At 74.5% G+C, this 13694-nt stretch carries 11 protein-coding genes and 1 pseudogene; 4 read left to right on the top strand and 8 right to left on the bottom strand.

Annotated features, from left to right (window positions below):
* Positions 1-203: 203 nt before the first annotated feature.
* Positions 204-470: pseudogene (locus M446_RS39180) on the bottom strand (dihydroxy-acid dehydratase); the annotation flags it as partial.
* 37 nt (positions 471-507) lie between these two features.
* On the bottom strand, positions 508-864 hold the full coding sequence (locus tag M446_RS26625) for a hypothetical protein (protein WP_012335211.1): 357 nt from the start codon (positions 862-864) through the stop codon (positions 508-510).
* Between the two features lie 190 nt (positions 865-1054).
* Between M446_RS26625 and M446_RS26620 the strand changes: the two genes are divergently transcribed.
* Positions 1055-1654, top strand: a complete 600-nt coding sequence (locus tag M446_RS26620; protein ID WP_012335210.1) for a cation transporter — start codon at positions 1055-1057, stop codon at positions 1652-1654.
* 48 nt (positions 1655-1702) lie between these two features.
* Here M446_RS26620 and glmS read toward each other — a convergent pair whose 3' ends face one another.
* The 5 genes from glmS to glmU all read right to left on the bottom strand — a co-directional run bounded on the left by glmS (position 1703) and on the right by glmU (position 6952).
* The gene (glmS, locus tag M446_RS26615) at positions 1703-3529 is read right to left on the bottom strand and encodes a glutamine--fructose-6-phosphate transaminase (isomerizing) (RefSeq protein WP_012335209.1); all 1827 of its coding nucleotides are present in this window, start codon (positions 3527-3529) and stop codon (positions 1703-1705) included.
* Between the two features lie 160 nt (positions 3530-3689).
* Complete coding sequence (locus M446_RS26610) at positions 3690-4379, bottom strand: anti-sigma factor domain-containing protein (protein ID WP_012335208.1); 690 nt, start codon at positions 4377-4379, stop codon at positions 3690-3692.
* Positions 4376-4642, bottom strand: coding sequence for a hypothetical protein (locus M446_RS39175; RefSeq protein WP_012335207.1), 267 nt, complete (start codon positions 4640-4642; stop codon positions 4376-4378). Before M446_RS39175 ends, M446_RS26610 begins: the two co-directional genes overlap by 4 nt.
* A 317-nt stretch (positions 4643-4959) precedes the next feature.
* A complete protein-coding gene (locus M446_RS26600) occupies positions 4960-5475 on the bottom strand; it encodes a DUF4188 domain-containing protein (protein ID WP_012335206.1) in 516 nt (171 codons plus the stop codon).
* A gap of 121 nt (positions 5476-5596) precedes the next feature.
* Positions 5597-6952 carry a bifunctional UDP-N-acetylglucosamine diphosphorylase/glucosamine-1-phosphate N-acetyltransferase GlmU gene (gene glmU, locus M446_RS26595; protein WP_012335205.1) on the bottom strand — a complete coding sequence of 452 codons (1356 nt, stop codon included), beginning with the start codon at positions 6950-6952 and terminating at the stop codon, positions 5597-5599.
* Between the two features lie 161 nt (positions 6953-7113).
* On the opposite strand from glmU, the gene M446_RS26590 reads away from it, so the two are divergent.
* Both M446_RS26590 and mdoH read left to right on the top strand, forming a co-directional pair.
* Positions 7114-8802 (top strand): glucan biosynthesis protein D, encoded by a 1689-nt coding sequence (locus M446_RS26590; RefSeq protein ID WP_012335204.1) that lies wholly within the window; start codon positions 7114-7116, stop codon positions 8800-8802.
* Positions 8802-10913, top strand: a complete 2112-nt coding sequence (gene mdoH, locus M446_RS26585) for a glucans biosynthesis glucosyltransferase MdoH (RefSeq protein WP_012335203.1) — start codon at positions 8802-8804, stop codon at positions 10911-10913. Before M446_RS26590 ends, mdoH begins: the two co-directional genes overlap by 1 nt.
* A 429-nt stretch (positions 10914-11342) precedes the next feature.
* Here mdoH and M446_RS26580 read toward each other — a convergent pair whose 3' ends face one another.
* Positions 11343-12602 (bottom strand): FAD-dependent monooxygenase, encoded by a 1260-nt coding sequence (locus M446_RS26580; RefSeq protein WP_012335202.1) that lies wholly within the window; start codon positions 12600-12602, stop codon positions 11343-11345.
* 133 nt (positions 12603-12735) lie between these two features.
* On the opposite strand from M446_RS26580, the gene tesB reads away from it, so the two are divergent.
* A complete protein-coding gene (gene tesB / locus M446_RS26575; protein ID WP_012335201.1) occupies positions 12736-13605 on the top strand; it encodes an acyl-CoA thioesterase II in 870 nt (289 codons plus the stop codon).
* Positions 13606-13694 lie beyond the last annotated feature (89 nt).

The raw sequence follows: 13694 nt of genomic DNA, 5'->3' as shown, positions 1-13694 counted from the left end.
CGCCGTCCCTCTCGGAGCGTCGACACGCGAGCAGCGCCCGATCACGTTGCCGTCGAACGCTGCTCTCGGTTCGCGATTGTGCCGCATTGTCTGCGACGAACCGGCATCCACATCGTCGGAAGAGGCTCGAGCCGATGGCTCGACGACACGTCGAGAACGGACCCGGCGGTCGTGAGCCATGACCGCCGGGATCAGACCCGCCGCGCGGCCCGGTAGACGGCGTGGACCGCCGGGCCGTCGGTGCGGCGCACGTCCCAGCGCGCGAGGGCGGCGGCGAGGCTCCCCGCATGGACCGATCCGGCCGTCGCGTCGATGAGGCCGGCCCGGTCGAGGTCGCCCAGGATGCCCATGATGCCGCGCGCCCGGTGCACATCCTCGATGTGCACGTCCTCCATGTGCATGTCGGGCACCGCGGGGGCGATCTTGCACAGGACCGGCACCCGCCGCGACCGGCCGTTGATGTCGCCCACGCGCGCCGTCTGCGCGCCGGCGCGCCCGCCGGCCGCCTCAGTAATCCTGGGGGACCGGCTCGCCGCTCTCCAGGCGAAAATCCTGCGGACGGCCCCAGACCACGAGGCCCGCCGGCCCGCCCGCCGTCACCCGCACGTTCCAGGCCGGGCCGCCCGCGACCGGCCTCACCGCGCCCAGGCGCAGCACGGCGAGGCCGGGCTTGGCGACGAGGCAGCCGTTCTCGGCCAGCCAGCCCGGATCCTGCGCCGCCTTGGCGGCGACCGCGAAGCTGAAGGGGGAGACGCAGAGGAGCGCGCCCTCGCGCACCTGCAGCCGCCGCGGCCGGGCGCCCTCCTCCGCCGCGGCCGCGAGCGGCACGCCGATCACGCCGAGTGCGATCAACCCCCGCCGCATGGTCCGGTCTCCGGCTGTCCCGCGGAACGTCACGGCTCGCAATTGCAATGGTCAACTAACACAACTCGAAGGCGCAGGCACGCGCGCGGCCGCCCGGGCGGACGGCTTGCCGGGCGCGCGCCGGCCCGCTACGCCCCGGCCGGGGGACCGCGGGAGCCATGCCGGTGTCGCACGACGGGAAGACCGGCCGATGACGGGCGCCGGCCAGGATCCGGGCGGTCTGCGCCGCGTGGTGGCGATCGTGGCGGCCCTCAACCTCGGCTATTTCGGGGTCGAGTTCGCTGTGGCGCTCGCCATCGGGTCGGTGTCGCTCTTCGCCGACAGCGTCGACTTCCTGGAGGACGCCGCGGTCAACCTGCTGATCCTGGTGGCTTTGGGCTGGCGCGCGCGCCTGCGCGCCCGGGTCGGGATGGCGATGGCGCTGATCCTGCTCGTGCCCGGCCTCGCCACCCTGTGGACGGCCTACGAGAAGTTCGCCGCGCCGGTGCCGCCGGAGGCGGTGGCGCTCTCGCTCACCGGGCTCGGCGCGCTCGCGGTCAACCTCGCCTGCGCGCTGATGCTGGCCGCCTATCGCGGCCACAGCGGCAGCCTGACCCGCGCGGCCTTCCTGTCGGCCCGCAACGACGCGGTCGCCAACGTGGCGATCGTGCTGGCGGGCCTCGTGACGGCCTTCCTGTGGCCCTCCGCCTGGCCGGACCTGCTGGTCGGGCTCGGCATCGCCGCCATGAACGCGGACGCGGCCCGGGAGGTCTGGGAGGCGGCGCGGGAGGAGCACCGCGCCGAGGCCTGAACCCGCGGCGGCGGGAGCCCCGGCGCGCGGACGCGTCCCCCCAGCGGATCACTCGACGGTGACGGACTTGGCGAGGTTGCGGGGCTGGTCGACGTCTTTGCCCAGCACCACGGCCGTGTGGTAGGCGAGGAGCTGGATCGGCACCGCGTAGACGATCGGCGCCACCACGGCATCCAGCGCCGGCATCCGCAGCGTCGCGAGCGTCTCCAGCCCCGCCGCGTCCGCCCCCGTCGCGTCCCCGATCAGCACGATCCGGCCCCCGCGCGCCGCCACCTCCTGCATGTTCGACACCGTCTTCTCGAAGGTGGCGTCGTGCGGCGCGATCACGATCACCGGCACCGCGTCGTCGATGAGCGCGATCGGGCCGTGCTTCAGCTCGCCCGCCGCGTAGCCCTCCGCGTGGATGTAGGAGATCTCCTTCAGCTTCAGCGCGCCCTCCAGCGCCATCGGGTAGGCGGTGCCGCGGCCGAGATAGAGCACGTCGCGCGCCTTCGCGATCTCGCGCGCCAGCACCTCGATCTCCTCCTCGCGCTTGAGCGCCTCGGCCATCAGGCCCGGCACCGTGATCAGCGCGTCGATCAGGCGCCGCTCCTGCGCCGGATCGAGCGTGCCGCGCGCCCGCCCGGCCGCGATGGCGAGGCAGAGGAGGACGGTGAGCTGGCAGGAGAAGGCCTTGGTCGAGGCCACCCCGATCTCCGGTCCGGCCAGCGTCGGCACCACCGCCGAGGCCTCCCGGGCGATGGTCGAGGTCGGCACGTTCACCACCGCCAGCACGTGCTGGCCCTGGGCCTTGGCGTAGCGCAGGGAGGCCAGCGTGTCGGCGGTCTCGCCCGATTGCGAGATCACGAGGGTCAGCCCGCCCGTCTCCAGCGGCGGCTCGCGGTAGCGGGTCTCGGAGGCGACGTCGATCTCGACCGGCAGCCGCGCCAGCTGCTCGAACCAGTACTTGGCCACCAGCCCGGCATAGTAGGCGGTGCCGCAGGCGGTGATCGACAGGCGGGTGAGCGAGGCGAAGTCGAAGGGCAGCGCCTCGGGCAGGCTGATGCGGCCGGCGGCGAGGTCGACGTAGTGGGCGAGCGTGCGGCCCACCACCTCCGGCTGCTCGTAGATCTCCTTGGCCATGAAGTGGCGGTGATTGCCCTTGTCGACCAGGAAGGCCTGCGTCGCGATCCTCTGCCGGGGCCGGGCGACCACCGCGCCCTGCCGGTCGCGGATCTCGGCGCCCTCCCGGGTCAGGATGGCCCAGTCGCCCTCGTCGAGATACGTGATCTCGTCGGTGAAGGGGGCGAGCGCCAGGGCGTCGGAGCCCAGATAAGTCTCGCCCTCGCCGAAGCCGATGGCGAGCGGCGCGCCGTGGCGGGCGCCGATCAGGAAATCCTCCTCGCCGGCGAACAGGAAGGCGAGCGCGAAGGCGCCGCGCAGGCGCGGCAGCACGGCCGCCACGGCGGCGACGGGGGAGAGGCCCTCGCGCATGGCCTGGGTGACGGCCTGGGCGACGACCTCGGTGTCGGTCTCGGTCTCGAAGACGCAGCCCTTCGCCTGCAACTCGGCCTTCAGCTCGCGGAAATTCTCGATGATGCCGTTGTGGACGACCGCGAGGCGGTCGGTGGCGTGCGGGTGGGCGTTGGTCTCGTTGGGCCGGCCGTGGGTGGCCCAGCGGGTATGGCCGATGCCGATCGCGCCCGAGAGGGGGTTCTGGAGGAGCTTGAGCTGCAGGTTGGTGAGCTTGCCCTCGGCGCGGCGGCGCTCCAGGCGGCCCTGCTCGAGAGTCGCGATTCCTGCCGAGTCGTAGCCGCGGTACTCGAGCCGCCGCAGGGCGTCGATCACCTGTCCCGCCACGGCCTCACGGCCCACGATACCCACGATGCCGCACATGCTGATCGCCTCGTTCCTGGTCGGCGGCGCCCCGATCCGGGACGGCCGGCCGCCTGTGCACCCGCCCGCCGCAAGCGCCGGACCGCCCGCGCGCGGGCCCTCAGGCGGGCCAGTCTAGCCGCAGCGGCCGCCCGCCCGCCAGCCCATCCGGGCGGGCGCCTCACTCGCGCACGAACCGCCCGCTGTAGACGACCGGCCCGGTCGGGTTGCCGGAGGGCGAGCCGCCGGGCGGCTCGACCGTGACGGCGAGCGTCGCGCCGTCGAGGGCGGCCCGGTCGGCGGCGGGCAGGACGAGCCGGGTGCGCGGCGCGTCGGCGACGAGGCCGAGGGAGCGGGGCGAGGCTCCCTGCGCGACGAACCAGAGTTCGAGGCTGCGCTCGCGCGGCGCCTCGGCGGCGAGGGCGCGCACCTGCACGATCCCGGTCCGCGCGTCGAGGCCGACGACGAGGGCCGGCAGGTCGCCGCCGCGGTCGATCACCGCCAGGTAGCGGGCCTCGGGCGGGTCCGGATGCAGGCCGTCGAGGGCGATGACCAGGGCGAGGCCCGCCGCGAGCGCGCCCGCCGCGAGCGCGATCCGGCGCCAGCGCCGCAGGGCCGGCATCGGGTCGGTCGCGGGCGCGGCGGCGGGCCGGCGCTCCGGCAGGGCGTCGCGGATCGCCGCCCACAGGCCGGCGCTCGGCACCACGGGCGGCACCGCCCCGGCCAGGGGCCCGAGCCGCGCCTCCCAGAAGGCCTGGGCCGCGGCGAGCTTCGGGTCGGAATCGCGGTCGCGCTCGAAGGCGGCGCGCTGCGCGGCGTCGAGGGTGCCCAGCACGTATTCGGCGGCGCGCAGGTCGGGATCGTCGCTCATCCGGCCCGCTCCAGGCCGCCGCGCAGGGAGGCGCGCCCGCGATGCAGCCGCGTCCTCGCGGTGGTGACCGGCCGCGCGTGGCGGGCGTCGGGCTCCTCCCGCGACAGGCGCTCGCAACAGGCGCGCAGGATGCGGTCGCGCCGCGCCGGCTCCAGGATGCGCAGGCCGTGCAGGAGGGCCTCGCGGTCGAGGATCTCCGCCTCGCCGTCGCGCGGAGCGGCGATGCGGGCCTGCCAATCCTCTCCGTCCTCACCCTCCGGCATGGGGCCTCCGTCCTGCGGCGGACGACGTCGATGGCGCGATGGCGCGCGACCGCGCTGAGCCGCGCCATCGGGTTCCCGGTCTCCGGCACGGAGGTCGCCGCGCCCTGCCAGATATGCAGGATGACGCCGAGAAGTTTCGATGCGGTGAGGCCGGAGAGCGCCCTCAGCGCCGCCTCGTCCCGGCGGGCGCCCCGGCGCGGCCCTCCCCCGGCGTCAGGCCGACGTTTCCCGCCCCGCGCCCCGCCCCGCGCGCCCGGGCGCGGCCCGCGGCCGATGCTCCGGGCCGACCCGCCGCCACGGTCCCATCCTCGCCCGGCCTACGTGGCCGGCTGGACGTCCGGCGGGTTCTCGGCGGGAAGGTGACCGAGATCCGCCTGCCCATAGGCCTGGTGCCGGCTCCGCAGCGAGCCGCGGGCCTGCTGCAGCGGCAGGAAGGCCGAGAAGCCCGTCGCCCGCGGGTCGCTGTAGATCGCCTCCATGCCCCCGCGCATGTGATAGGTCTCGTGCCAGATCGCGGTGCCGCCGCTATCCTTGAGGAAGTTCATCCACCAGGTCCGGTGCGGCTCCGATTTGGCGAAGCGCTCCAGGCTTTCCATGTCGCGCCAGTACCAGCGCATGCCGACATGAAGCGGAAAGAATCCGTAGATGATGTTGTTCTCGTAGTGCAGCAATCCGTCCGGTCGGCCGAGTCCGGCCTTCTCGATCGCCGGGCCGAGGCCGAGCAGAGTCTTCAATCCGAAGAGTGCGCGGACATGCATCCCGAGATACATGACGACGAGATCCGGATACCCGGAGAAGTCGGGGACTCTGCCGGTGTCAGGGCGTCCGATCATGGCCCTTCTCCCCTCCCTGCCGCGACGAGGAGAGTACAGGCATCGGGCAGGTTCCGCCACCGGGCGCGCCGACCCGGTGGGCCGGCCCGGACGGGCCGCGGCCCTCCCGGGCCCGGCCGTCTCAGCCCCTGTCCTTGTCCTTGGCCTTGGCCCAGCCGGGCTTCACCACCTGCCGGCCGCGGCCGAGGGCCAGCGCCTCGGGCGGGACGTCGTCGGTGATCACCGAGCCCGACCCGACATAGGCCCCCTCCCCGATCGCCACCGGCGCCACCAGCGCCGAGTTCGAGCCGACGAAGGCCCCCGCGCCGATCACGGTGCGGTGCTTGCGCAGGCCGTCGTAGTTGCACGTGATGGTGCCGGCCCCGAGATTCGCCCGCGGCCCCACCTCGGCATCGCCCACGTAGGAGAGGTGGTTGACCTTGGCGCCCGCGCCGATCGCGGCGTTCTTGACCTCGACGAAGTTGCCGATGCGCGCCCCCGTCGCCAGCACGGCGCCGGGCCGCAGGCGGGCGTAGGGGCCGATGACCACCCCCGGCTCCAACACCGCCTGCTCCAGGTGCGAGAAGGCGTGGATGACGCAGCCGTCGCCCACGCTCACGCCCGGCCCGAACACCACGTGCGGCTCCACCACCACGTCGCGGCCGAGCCGCGTGTCGTGGCTGAGGAAGACGGTCTCGGGGGCGATCAGGGTCGCGCCGCCCAGCATCGCGGCCCGCCGCAGCCGCTGCTGCAGGGTCGCCTCGGCGGCGGCGAGCTGGACCCGATCGTTGACGCCCTGCGCCTCGGCCTCCTCGACCGGCACGACCGCGACCCGCCCGCCCGCCCGCACGGCGAGGGCCACCGCGTCCGGCAGGTAGTACTCGCCGGCCGCGTTGGCGTTGCCGATCCGGTCGAGGAGGTCGAGGGCGAGCCGCCCCGACAGCGCCATCAGCCCGGCATTGCTCAGGCGGACCCGGCGCTCCTCGGGGCTCGCATCCTTCTCCTCGCGGATCGCCACCACCCGGTCGCCCTCGGTGAGCACCCGCCCGTAGCCGGTCGGGTCGGCGGCCTCGAAGGCCAGCACGGCGAGGGCGGCCCCCTCGGCGAGGGGCGCGCGCAGGCGCGCGTAGGTCTCGGGCCGGATCAGCGGCGTGTCGCCGAAGGCCACCAGCACGTCATCGTGGCCCGCCTCCAGGGCGGCCCGGGCCGCCAGCACCGCGTGCGCGGTGCCGAGGCGCTCGGCCTGAGGGAAGACTTCCGCGCCCGGCGCCGCCGCCGCCACCGCCGCCGCCACGTCCGCCCGGCCGGGCTCGGCCACCACCGCGAGGCCGGTCGCCCCCGCCTCGCGCACCGCGGCGAGCACGTGGGCGAGCATCGGCCGGCCGGCCAGCGGGTGCAGCACCTTCGGCAGGTCGGAGCGCATGCGCGTGCCCTTCCCGGCCGCGAGGACGACGCAGAGGAGCGAGCGGGCGCCCGCGGGTGTCGGGGTCGAGGTCATCGGGCTCATCGTCGAGTGGCGCTCCGCCCGATCTAGCCGGATCCCGCGCCCGGGCAAAGCCGAGGCCCGGGCCCGGCGGGAGCGGCCCCGGCACAATCTTAACGTCCAGTTCAGCCTCCGTCGTGGTAAACGGCGCGGGAGCCCACCCCCGGAACGGATGCATGACGCGACGACGCCCCGCCTCGCCCCGGCCGACCCACGCGCGAGAGATCCAGGCCCCCGCCCGCGACGCGGCGGCCGGCCTCGACCGCCGCGCCGTGCTGGCGCTCGCCGGTGCCTTCGCGGCGGGCGGCGCCCTCGCGCCGACGGGCGCCCGCGCGGAGGATCCGCCCGCGCCGCCGGCGCTCGGGGACGGCGAGCGCTTCGACCCGGCCGCGGTGGTGGCCCTGGCCCGGGCGCTGGCGGCCAAGCCCTACGCGGCCCCGCCCTCCGCCCTGCCGGACGCCTTCGGCAAGCTCACCTACGAGCAGTACATCGCGATCCGGCCGAAGCCCGAACTCCTGATCTGGCGCGGGGAGGGCCGCGGCTTCGTGGTCGAGCCCCTGCACCGGGGCTACCTGTTCACGAACCCGGTCAGCCTGCACACGGTCGAGGACGGGATCGTCCGGCGCATCCCCTACGACCGCGACCTGTTCGAGTTCCGCAAGACCGCCCCGCCCGAGGCCGGCCGCGACCTCGGCTTCTCGGGCTTCCGCCTCTACGGGAGCTTCGGGGGCGGGCCGCCCGCCGATTGCGCGATCTTCCAGGGCGCCTCGTTCTTCCGGGCCCTCGCCGCGGGCCAGAGCTACGGCATCACCGCGCGCGCCCTCACCCTGCGCCCGGCCGAGGCGCGGGGCGAGGAATTCCCGCTCTTCCGGGCCTTCTGGCTGGAGCGGCCGGGCCCGGCCAGCACCCAGATCGTGATGCACGCGCTGATCGATTCCGACTCCGCCGCCGCGGCCCTGCGCATGACGCTGCGCCCGGGCGACGCCACCATCGTGGACATCGAGGCGACCCTGTGCCCGCGCACCAGCCTCGACCATGTCGGGCTCGGCGGCATGACGGGCGCCTACCTGTTCGGCCCGGCCGACCACCGCAACACCGACGACGCCCGCCCCGCCGCCCACGAGATCGGCGGCCTGCAGATCCGCAACGGCGGGGGCGAGGCGCTCTGGCGGCCCGTGCAGAACCCCGAGACGCTGCAGATCTCCTCCTTCCTCGACCAGGACCCGAAGGGCTTCGGCCTCGTGCAGCGCCACCGCGACTACGCGGATTACCAGGACGACGTGCAGCACTGGGAGCGCCGCCCGAGCCTGTGGATCGAGCCCTTCGGCACCTGGCAGCCCGGCCAGGAGCAGCGCGGCTGGGGCCCGGGCGCGGTCCAGCTCATCGAGATCCCGAGCGAGTCCGAGGTCAACGAGAACATCCTGGCCTATTGGCGGCCCAAGGAGCCGATCGCCAGGGAGACCGCTTTCACCTTCCGGCAATACTGGTGCTGGGACGTGCCGGGGGCGCCGCCCCTGGCGCGCTGCACCGGCACGCGGATCGGCAAGGGCAGTTCGGGCAAGCGCCGCCTCTTCCTCGTCGACTTCGCGGGCGACGCGCTCTTCGCCCCGGAGGTGAGGCCCGAATCCCTGAAGCTCGCGGTCACGGCCTCGCCGGGGACGATCGTGCAGCCCAAGCCCGACGCGCCGCCGGTGAAGCGCGACCCGCAATTCCGCCCCCTCCTCTACCTCTATCCCGAGCGCAAGACGGTGCGCGCCGTCTTCGAACTGGACCCGGGCGGCGAGACCGCCTGCGAGATGCGCCTCGTCGTCAAGAACGGCGACCAACCCGTCAGTGAGACATGGCTGTTTCGTTGGACCCCGTGATGCCGCGCGCCTCCGGCGCACCGGCGGTGCCGCCCGAGGCGCCCCTCGCCATGCCGGTGCAGGACCTGCGCCGCTGGTCCCCCCTCGCGGCCCATCGCGGCGCGGCGCATCCGAGCCCGAGGGCCGCGCGGCTGTTCGTGTTCGGGGCGGCGGCCCTGCTCACCGCCTACGGCGCCTACGAGATGTACGAGGTCGTGACGGTGGCGGGCAGCGCCACCGTCCTGCAGCTGCTCCTGCTGCTGCTGTTCACGCTCAACTTCTCCTGGATCGCCCTCGCCTTCACCTCGGCGCTGCTCGGCTTCGGGGCGCTGCTGCGCCGCCGCCCCGCGGCCGCGCCGCGCGGGCCCCTGACGCGCCGCACCGCCGTCGTGATGCCGGTCTACAACGAGGCCACCGCCCGCACCTTCGCGGCGATCGAGGCGATGCGCGAGTCGATCGAGGCCACCGGCGAGGGCGCGCGCTTCGACTACTGGATCCTGTCGGATTCGACCCAGGCCGATGCCTGGATCGCCGAGGAGCGGGCCTTCCTCGCCCTGCGCGAGCGGCTCGGGGCCGGGGCGCGCCTGTACTACCGCCACCGGCCGAAGAACCACCACCGCAAGGCCGGCAACATCGCCGACTTCGTCACCCGCTGGGGCGGGCACTACGACCACATGCTGGTGCTCGACGCCGACAGCCTGATGAGCGGCGAATGCGTGGTGCGGCTCGCCGCCGCCATGGAGGCGGATCCGGATGCCGGCATCGTCCAGTCGCTGCCGCTCATCATCAACCGCAACACCCTGTTCGCCCGCGTGCAGCAATTCGCGGCCCGGATCTACGGGCCGGTCATCGCCACGGGCCTCGCCCTGTGGTCGGGGCGGGACGGCAATTACTGGGGCCACAACGCCATCATCCGCACCCGGGCCTTCGCGGAGCAGTGCGGGCTGCCGGACCTGCCGGGCCGGCCGCCCTTCGGCGGCCACGTGCTCAGCCACGACTTCGTCGAGGCGGCGCTGATCCGGCGCGGCGGCTGGAGCGTGTCCATGCTCCCCGACCTCGCCGGCTCCTACGAGGAGAGCCCGCCCTCGCTGATCGACATCGCCGTCCGCGACCGGCGCTGGGCGCAGGGGAACCTGCAGCATTCCCGCATCATCGCGGCGGCGGGGCTGAAGCTCGCCTCCCGCCAGCACTTCGCGACCGGCATCGCGGGCTACGTCGCCTCGCCGCTCTGGGCGGCGCAGCTCGTGGTCGGCATCGCGCTCGCCCTGCAGACCGCCTATATCCGCCCGGAATATTTCCCGAGCGAGTTCCGGCTCTACCCGGTCTGGCCGCGCTTCGACCCGGTGCGCGCGCTCCAGCTCTTCGGGCTGACCATGGGCATCCTGCTGGCGCCGAAGCTGTTCGGCCTGATCCTGGCGCTCCTCGACGCGACGGTGCGGCGGGCCTGCGGGGGGGCGCCGCGCCTCATTCTGTCGGCGCTGATCGAGACCCTGCTCTCGGCCCTGATCGCGCCGATCGCGATGCTGATCCAGTCGGGCTCGGTGCTGCAGATCCTGCTCGGGCGCGACACCGGCTGGAACCCGCAGCGCCGCGACGATGGCTCGATCCCGCTGCGCGACATCGTCCGGCGCCACCGCTGGCACACGCTGCTGGGCCTCGTCTCGGGGGCGGCCGCCTTCGCGATCGCGACCTCGCTGTTCCTGTGGATGTCGCCGACGATCCTCGGCCTCGTGCTGGCGATCCCGCTCTCCTGGGCGAGCGGCCAGCTGGCCTGGGGCCTCGCCCTCAAGCGGCGCGGCCTGCTGATGACGCCCGAGGAGCGCGCGCCGCCGCCGATCGCCGTGCGGGCCCGGGCGATCGAGGCCGAGAACGCCGCCCGCGGCTTCGACGAGGCCGACGCGCTCTGGGCACTCCACGCCGAGCCGGCCCTGCGGGAGGCCCACCTCGCCATGCTGCCGCCCCCGGCATCGCGGCGCCGCGGCGCGATCGAGGCCGAGCGGGTGCTGGCCGAGGCGAAGCTCGGCGAGGCCGTGAGCGTCGGCGAGGCGGCGTCCTGGCTCACCCCGAAGGAGCGGATGGCGGCCCTGCACGCGCCCGCGCTGGTGGCGCGGCTGGCGGAGCTGCCGCGCTAGGGCGCGGGATCGCGGCGGGAGCCCGGAAGCGACCCGGCGCGCCCCGCCCGCTGCCGGATCCGCCCGATCCCGTCGGGACGGCGGCCCGGCCATCCCGGATTGTCGACATCAAAGGCTTGGCGACTCAGAGGCTTGGCCACTCAGAGGCTTGGCGACGATCCGAGAACGGAACCAGCGGTCATGTCTCATGATACCAAATCCGCTTGATCCCTTCGGGATGGCGGATGTGGGCTTCGCTCAGGCGCCGCGCGGGCTGGTGATCCGCTTGATCCCTTCGGGATGGCGGATGTGGGCTTCGCTCAGGCGCCGCGCGGGCTGGTGATCCGCTTGATCCCTGCGGGATGGCGGATTTGGGCTTCGCTCAGGCGCCGCGCAGGCGTGTGATCCGGGATCCGCTTCGATCAAGCGGATCCCGGATGACCGCTGATTTCAGAGCGCCTCGCCGCGCATCAGCCGCGGCTGTGCGCCGCGCAGGCCCGCCGCCTCCCGGATGAACAGGCGCTTGAGCGCGGGCAGCCGGTCCACCAGCCCGAGGCCGAGGTCCCGCGCGAGGCGGACCGGCAGGGCGTCGTTCGAGAACAGGCGGTTAAGCCCGTCCGTCGCCGCCCCCATGGCGAGCGTGTCGGCCCGGCGGCTGCGCTCGTAGGAATCCAGCACCTCGGGCCCGCCCGGATCGAGGCCGAGCCGCATCGCGTCGGCGAGCACCTCGGCCAGCGCCGCCGCGCTCTTGAGGCCGAGATTGAGGCCCTGGCCGGCGATCGGGTGGATCAGGTGGGCGGCGTCGCCCAGGAGCGCGAGGCGCGGGGCGTGGAAGCGCCGGGCCATCCCGAAGGCGAGCGGGTAGGCGCGCAGGCCGGTCTCGAGGGCGATCCGGCCCAGGGTCAGGCCGAAGCGGCGCTCGACCTCCGCCAGGGCCTCCTCGGGCCCGCCGCCGAGCAGCGCCGGCACGTCGGCCTGCCGCTCGGTCCAGACGATCGAGGAGCGGTGGCCGAGGGACCCGCCCGGCGACAGCGGCAGCACCGCGAAGGGGCCGGAGGGCAGGAAGTGCTCGATCGCCCGGCCCTCGTGGTCGCGCTCGTGCGAGACCGTCGCGACGATGCCCGATTGCGGGTAGGACCAGCCGATCCAGCTGATCCCCGCCGCCTCCCGCAGGCGCGAGCGCGCCCCGTCCGCCGCCACGACGAGGCTCGCGCGCAGGGCGCGCCCGTCCGCGAGGCGGGCCGTGATCGCGTCGCGCTCCGGCACGGCCGCCGCGACCGGGTTCGGGTCGAGCACCGCGCCGGCCGCCTCCGTGGCCCGCCGCAGGGCTTCCAGGAGGGCGGCGCCCTCCACCATGTGCGCGAAGGGCTCGCCCTCCTCCACCTCGCCCGCGAAGGTCAGGAAGGCCGGCCGCACCGGGTCGGACAGGCGGCTGTCGGTGATGACCATCTCGCGGATCGGCTGCGCGCCCGCCGCCACCGCCTCCCAGACGCCGAGCCGGGCCAGCATCCGCCGCCCGCCCGCCGCCACCGCGTAGGCGCGCAGGTCCGGCTTGGCGCGCGGATCGGCGGCCCGCGCGAAGGCCGGGTCGCAGACCGTGATCCGCACCGCCTCGCCGAGGGCGCGCCGCAGGCCGAGCGCCAGGGACAGGCCGGGCAGCCCGCCCCCCGCGACGACGATCTCCCGATGAGGCCGAGCCCGTTCCGCCATGCCGCCCTCCCTGCGCCGCCCCCCATAGCATGCCGGGCGCGGCGCCGCCGCTTGACGGGCCGCGCGACCCCGCGCCAGATCGCCCCTCCCCGCCCCCGGGCGGCCGAACGGACGAGCCCGAGCGGACAAGCCGATGACGCGTGCGGTCGACGACCTCCTCGCCCTCCTCGATCTGGAGCAGCTGGAGCAGAACCTGTTTCGCGGCCGCTCGCCCAAGGACCGCTGGCAGCGCGTCTTCGGCGGTCAGGTGATCGGGCAGGCCCTCGTGGCGGCGACCCGCACGGTGCCGGCCGAGCGCCGGCCCCACTCGCTCCACGCCTATTTCCTGCTCGGCGGCGACCCGCGCGTGCCGATCATCTACGAGGTCGACCGCATCCGCGACGGGCGCAGCTTCACCACGCGGCGCGTCAACGCGATCCAGCACGGCCGCCCGATCTTCTCGATGTCGGCCTCCTTCCACCTGGAGGAGCCGGGCTTCGACCACCAGCTGCCGATGCCGGACGTGCCCATGCCCGAGGCCCTCGGCGACGAGAGCAGCCTGAAGGCCACGATCATGCCGGGCATGCCCGATCCGGTCCGGGCCTATTTCGAGCGCGAGCGCCCGATCGAGCTGCGGCCCGTCGAGTTCGAGCGCTACGCCGCGCCCGCCCCGCGCGCGCCGCGCTTCCACGTCTGGATCCGCGCCACCGGCCCGCTGCCCGACGACCCGGCCGTGCACCAGAGCGTGCTCGCCTACGCCTCCGACATGACGCTGCTCGACACCTCGCTCGTCGCCCACGGGCGGACCGTCTTCGAGCGCACGATCCAGCCCGCGAGCCTCGACCACGCGCTGTGGTTCCACCGGCCGTTCCGCGCCGACGAGTGGCTGCTCTACGCCCAGGACAGCCCGAGCGCCTCGGGCGCCTGCGGCTTCGCCCGCGGGCTGATCTTCACCCGCGACGGCACCCTGGTCGCCTCCGTGGCCCAGGAGGGCATGATCCGCCCGGTCCGCGAGGAGGCCTGATCCGTTTTCCGGAAGATCACTTCCGGAAAACGGATGCCAAGCCCGCGCGGCGCCTGAGCGAGGCCGACATCCGCATGGCGAAGCAAGCA

This window comes from Methylobacterium sp. 4-46, assembly GCF_000019365.1.
In the GTDB taxonomy this organism is placed as follows: domain Bacteria; phylum Pseudomonadota; class Alphaproteobacteria; order Rhizobiales; family Beijerinckiaceae; genus Methylobacterium.
Note: the sequence above shows the minus strand (reverse complement) of the source record. Positions and strands in the feature narration are given on the sequence as shown.

What these genes read in the sequence shown, in the direction of transcription:
- M446_RS26610 (WP_012335208.1), bottom strand. Translation starts at nt 4,379, where the DNA reads ATGAGCGACGATCCCGACCTGCGCGCCGCCGAATACGTGCTGGGCACC.
- tesB (WP_012335201.1), top strand. Translation starts at nt 12,736, where the DNA reads ATGACGCGTGCGGTCGACGACCTCCTCGCCCTCCTCGATCTGGAGCAG.
- M446_RS26580 (WP_012335202.1), bottom strand. Translation starts at nt 12,602, where the DNA reads ATGGCGGAACGGGCTCGGCCTCATCGGGAGATCGTCGTCGCGGGGGGC.
- mdoH (WP_012335203.1), top strand. Translation starts at nt 8,802, where the DNA reads ATGCCGCGCGCCTCCGGCGCACCGGCGGTGCCGCCCGAGGCGCCCCTC.
- M446_RS26590 (WP_012335204.1), top strand. Translation starts at nt 7,114, where the DNA reads ATGACGCGACGACGCCCCGCCTCGCCCCGGCCGACCCACGCGCGAGAG.
- M446_RS26620 (WP_012335210.1), top strand. Translation starts at nt 1,055, where the DNA reads ATGACGGGCGCCGGCCAGGATCCGGGCGGTCTGCGCCGCGTGGTGGCG.
- M446_RS39175 (WP_012335207.1), bottom strand. Translation starts at nt 4,642, where the DNA reads ATGCCGGAGGGTGAGGACGGAGAGGATTGGCAGGCCCGCATCGCCGCT.
- M446_RS26625 (WP_012335211.1), bottom strand. Translation starts at nt 864, where the DNA reads ATGCGGCGGGGGTTGATCGCACTCGGCGTGATCGGCGTGCCGCTCGCG.
- M446_RS26600 (WP_012335206.1), bottom strand. Translation starts at nt 5,475, where the DNA reads ATGATCGGACGCCCTGACACCGGCAGAGTCCCCGACTTCTCCGGGTAT.
- glmU (WP_012335205.1), bottom strand. Translation starts at nt 6,952, where the DNA reads ATGACCTCGACCCCGACACCCGCGGGCGCCCGCTCGCTCCTCTGCGTC.
- glmS (WP_012335209.1), bottom strand. Translation starts at nt 3,529, where the DNA reads ATGTGCGGCATCGTGGGTATCGTGGGCCGTGAGGCCGTGGCGGGACAG.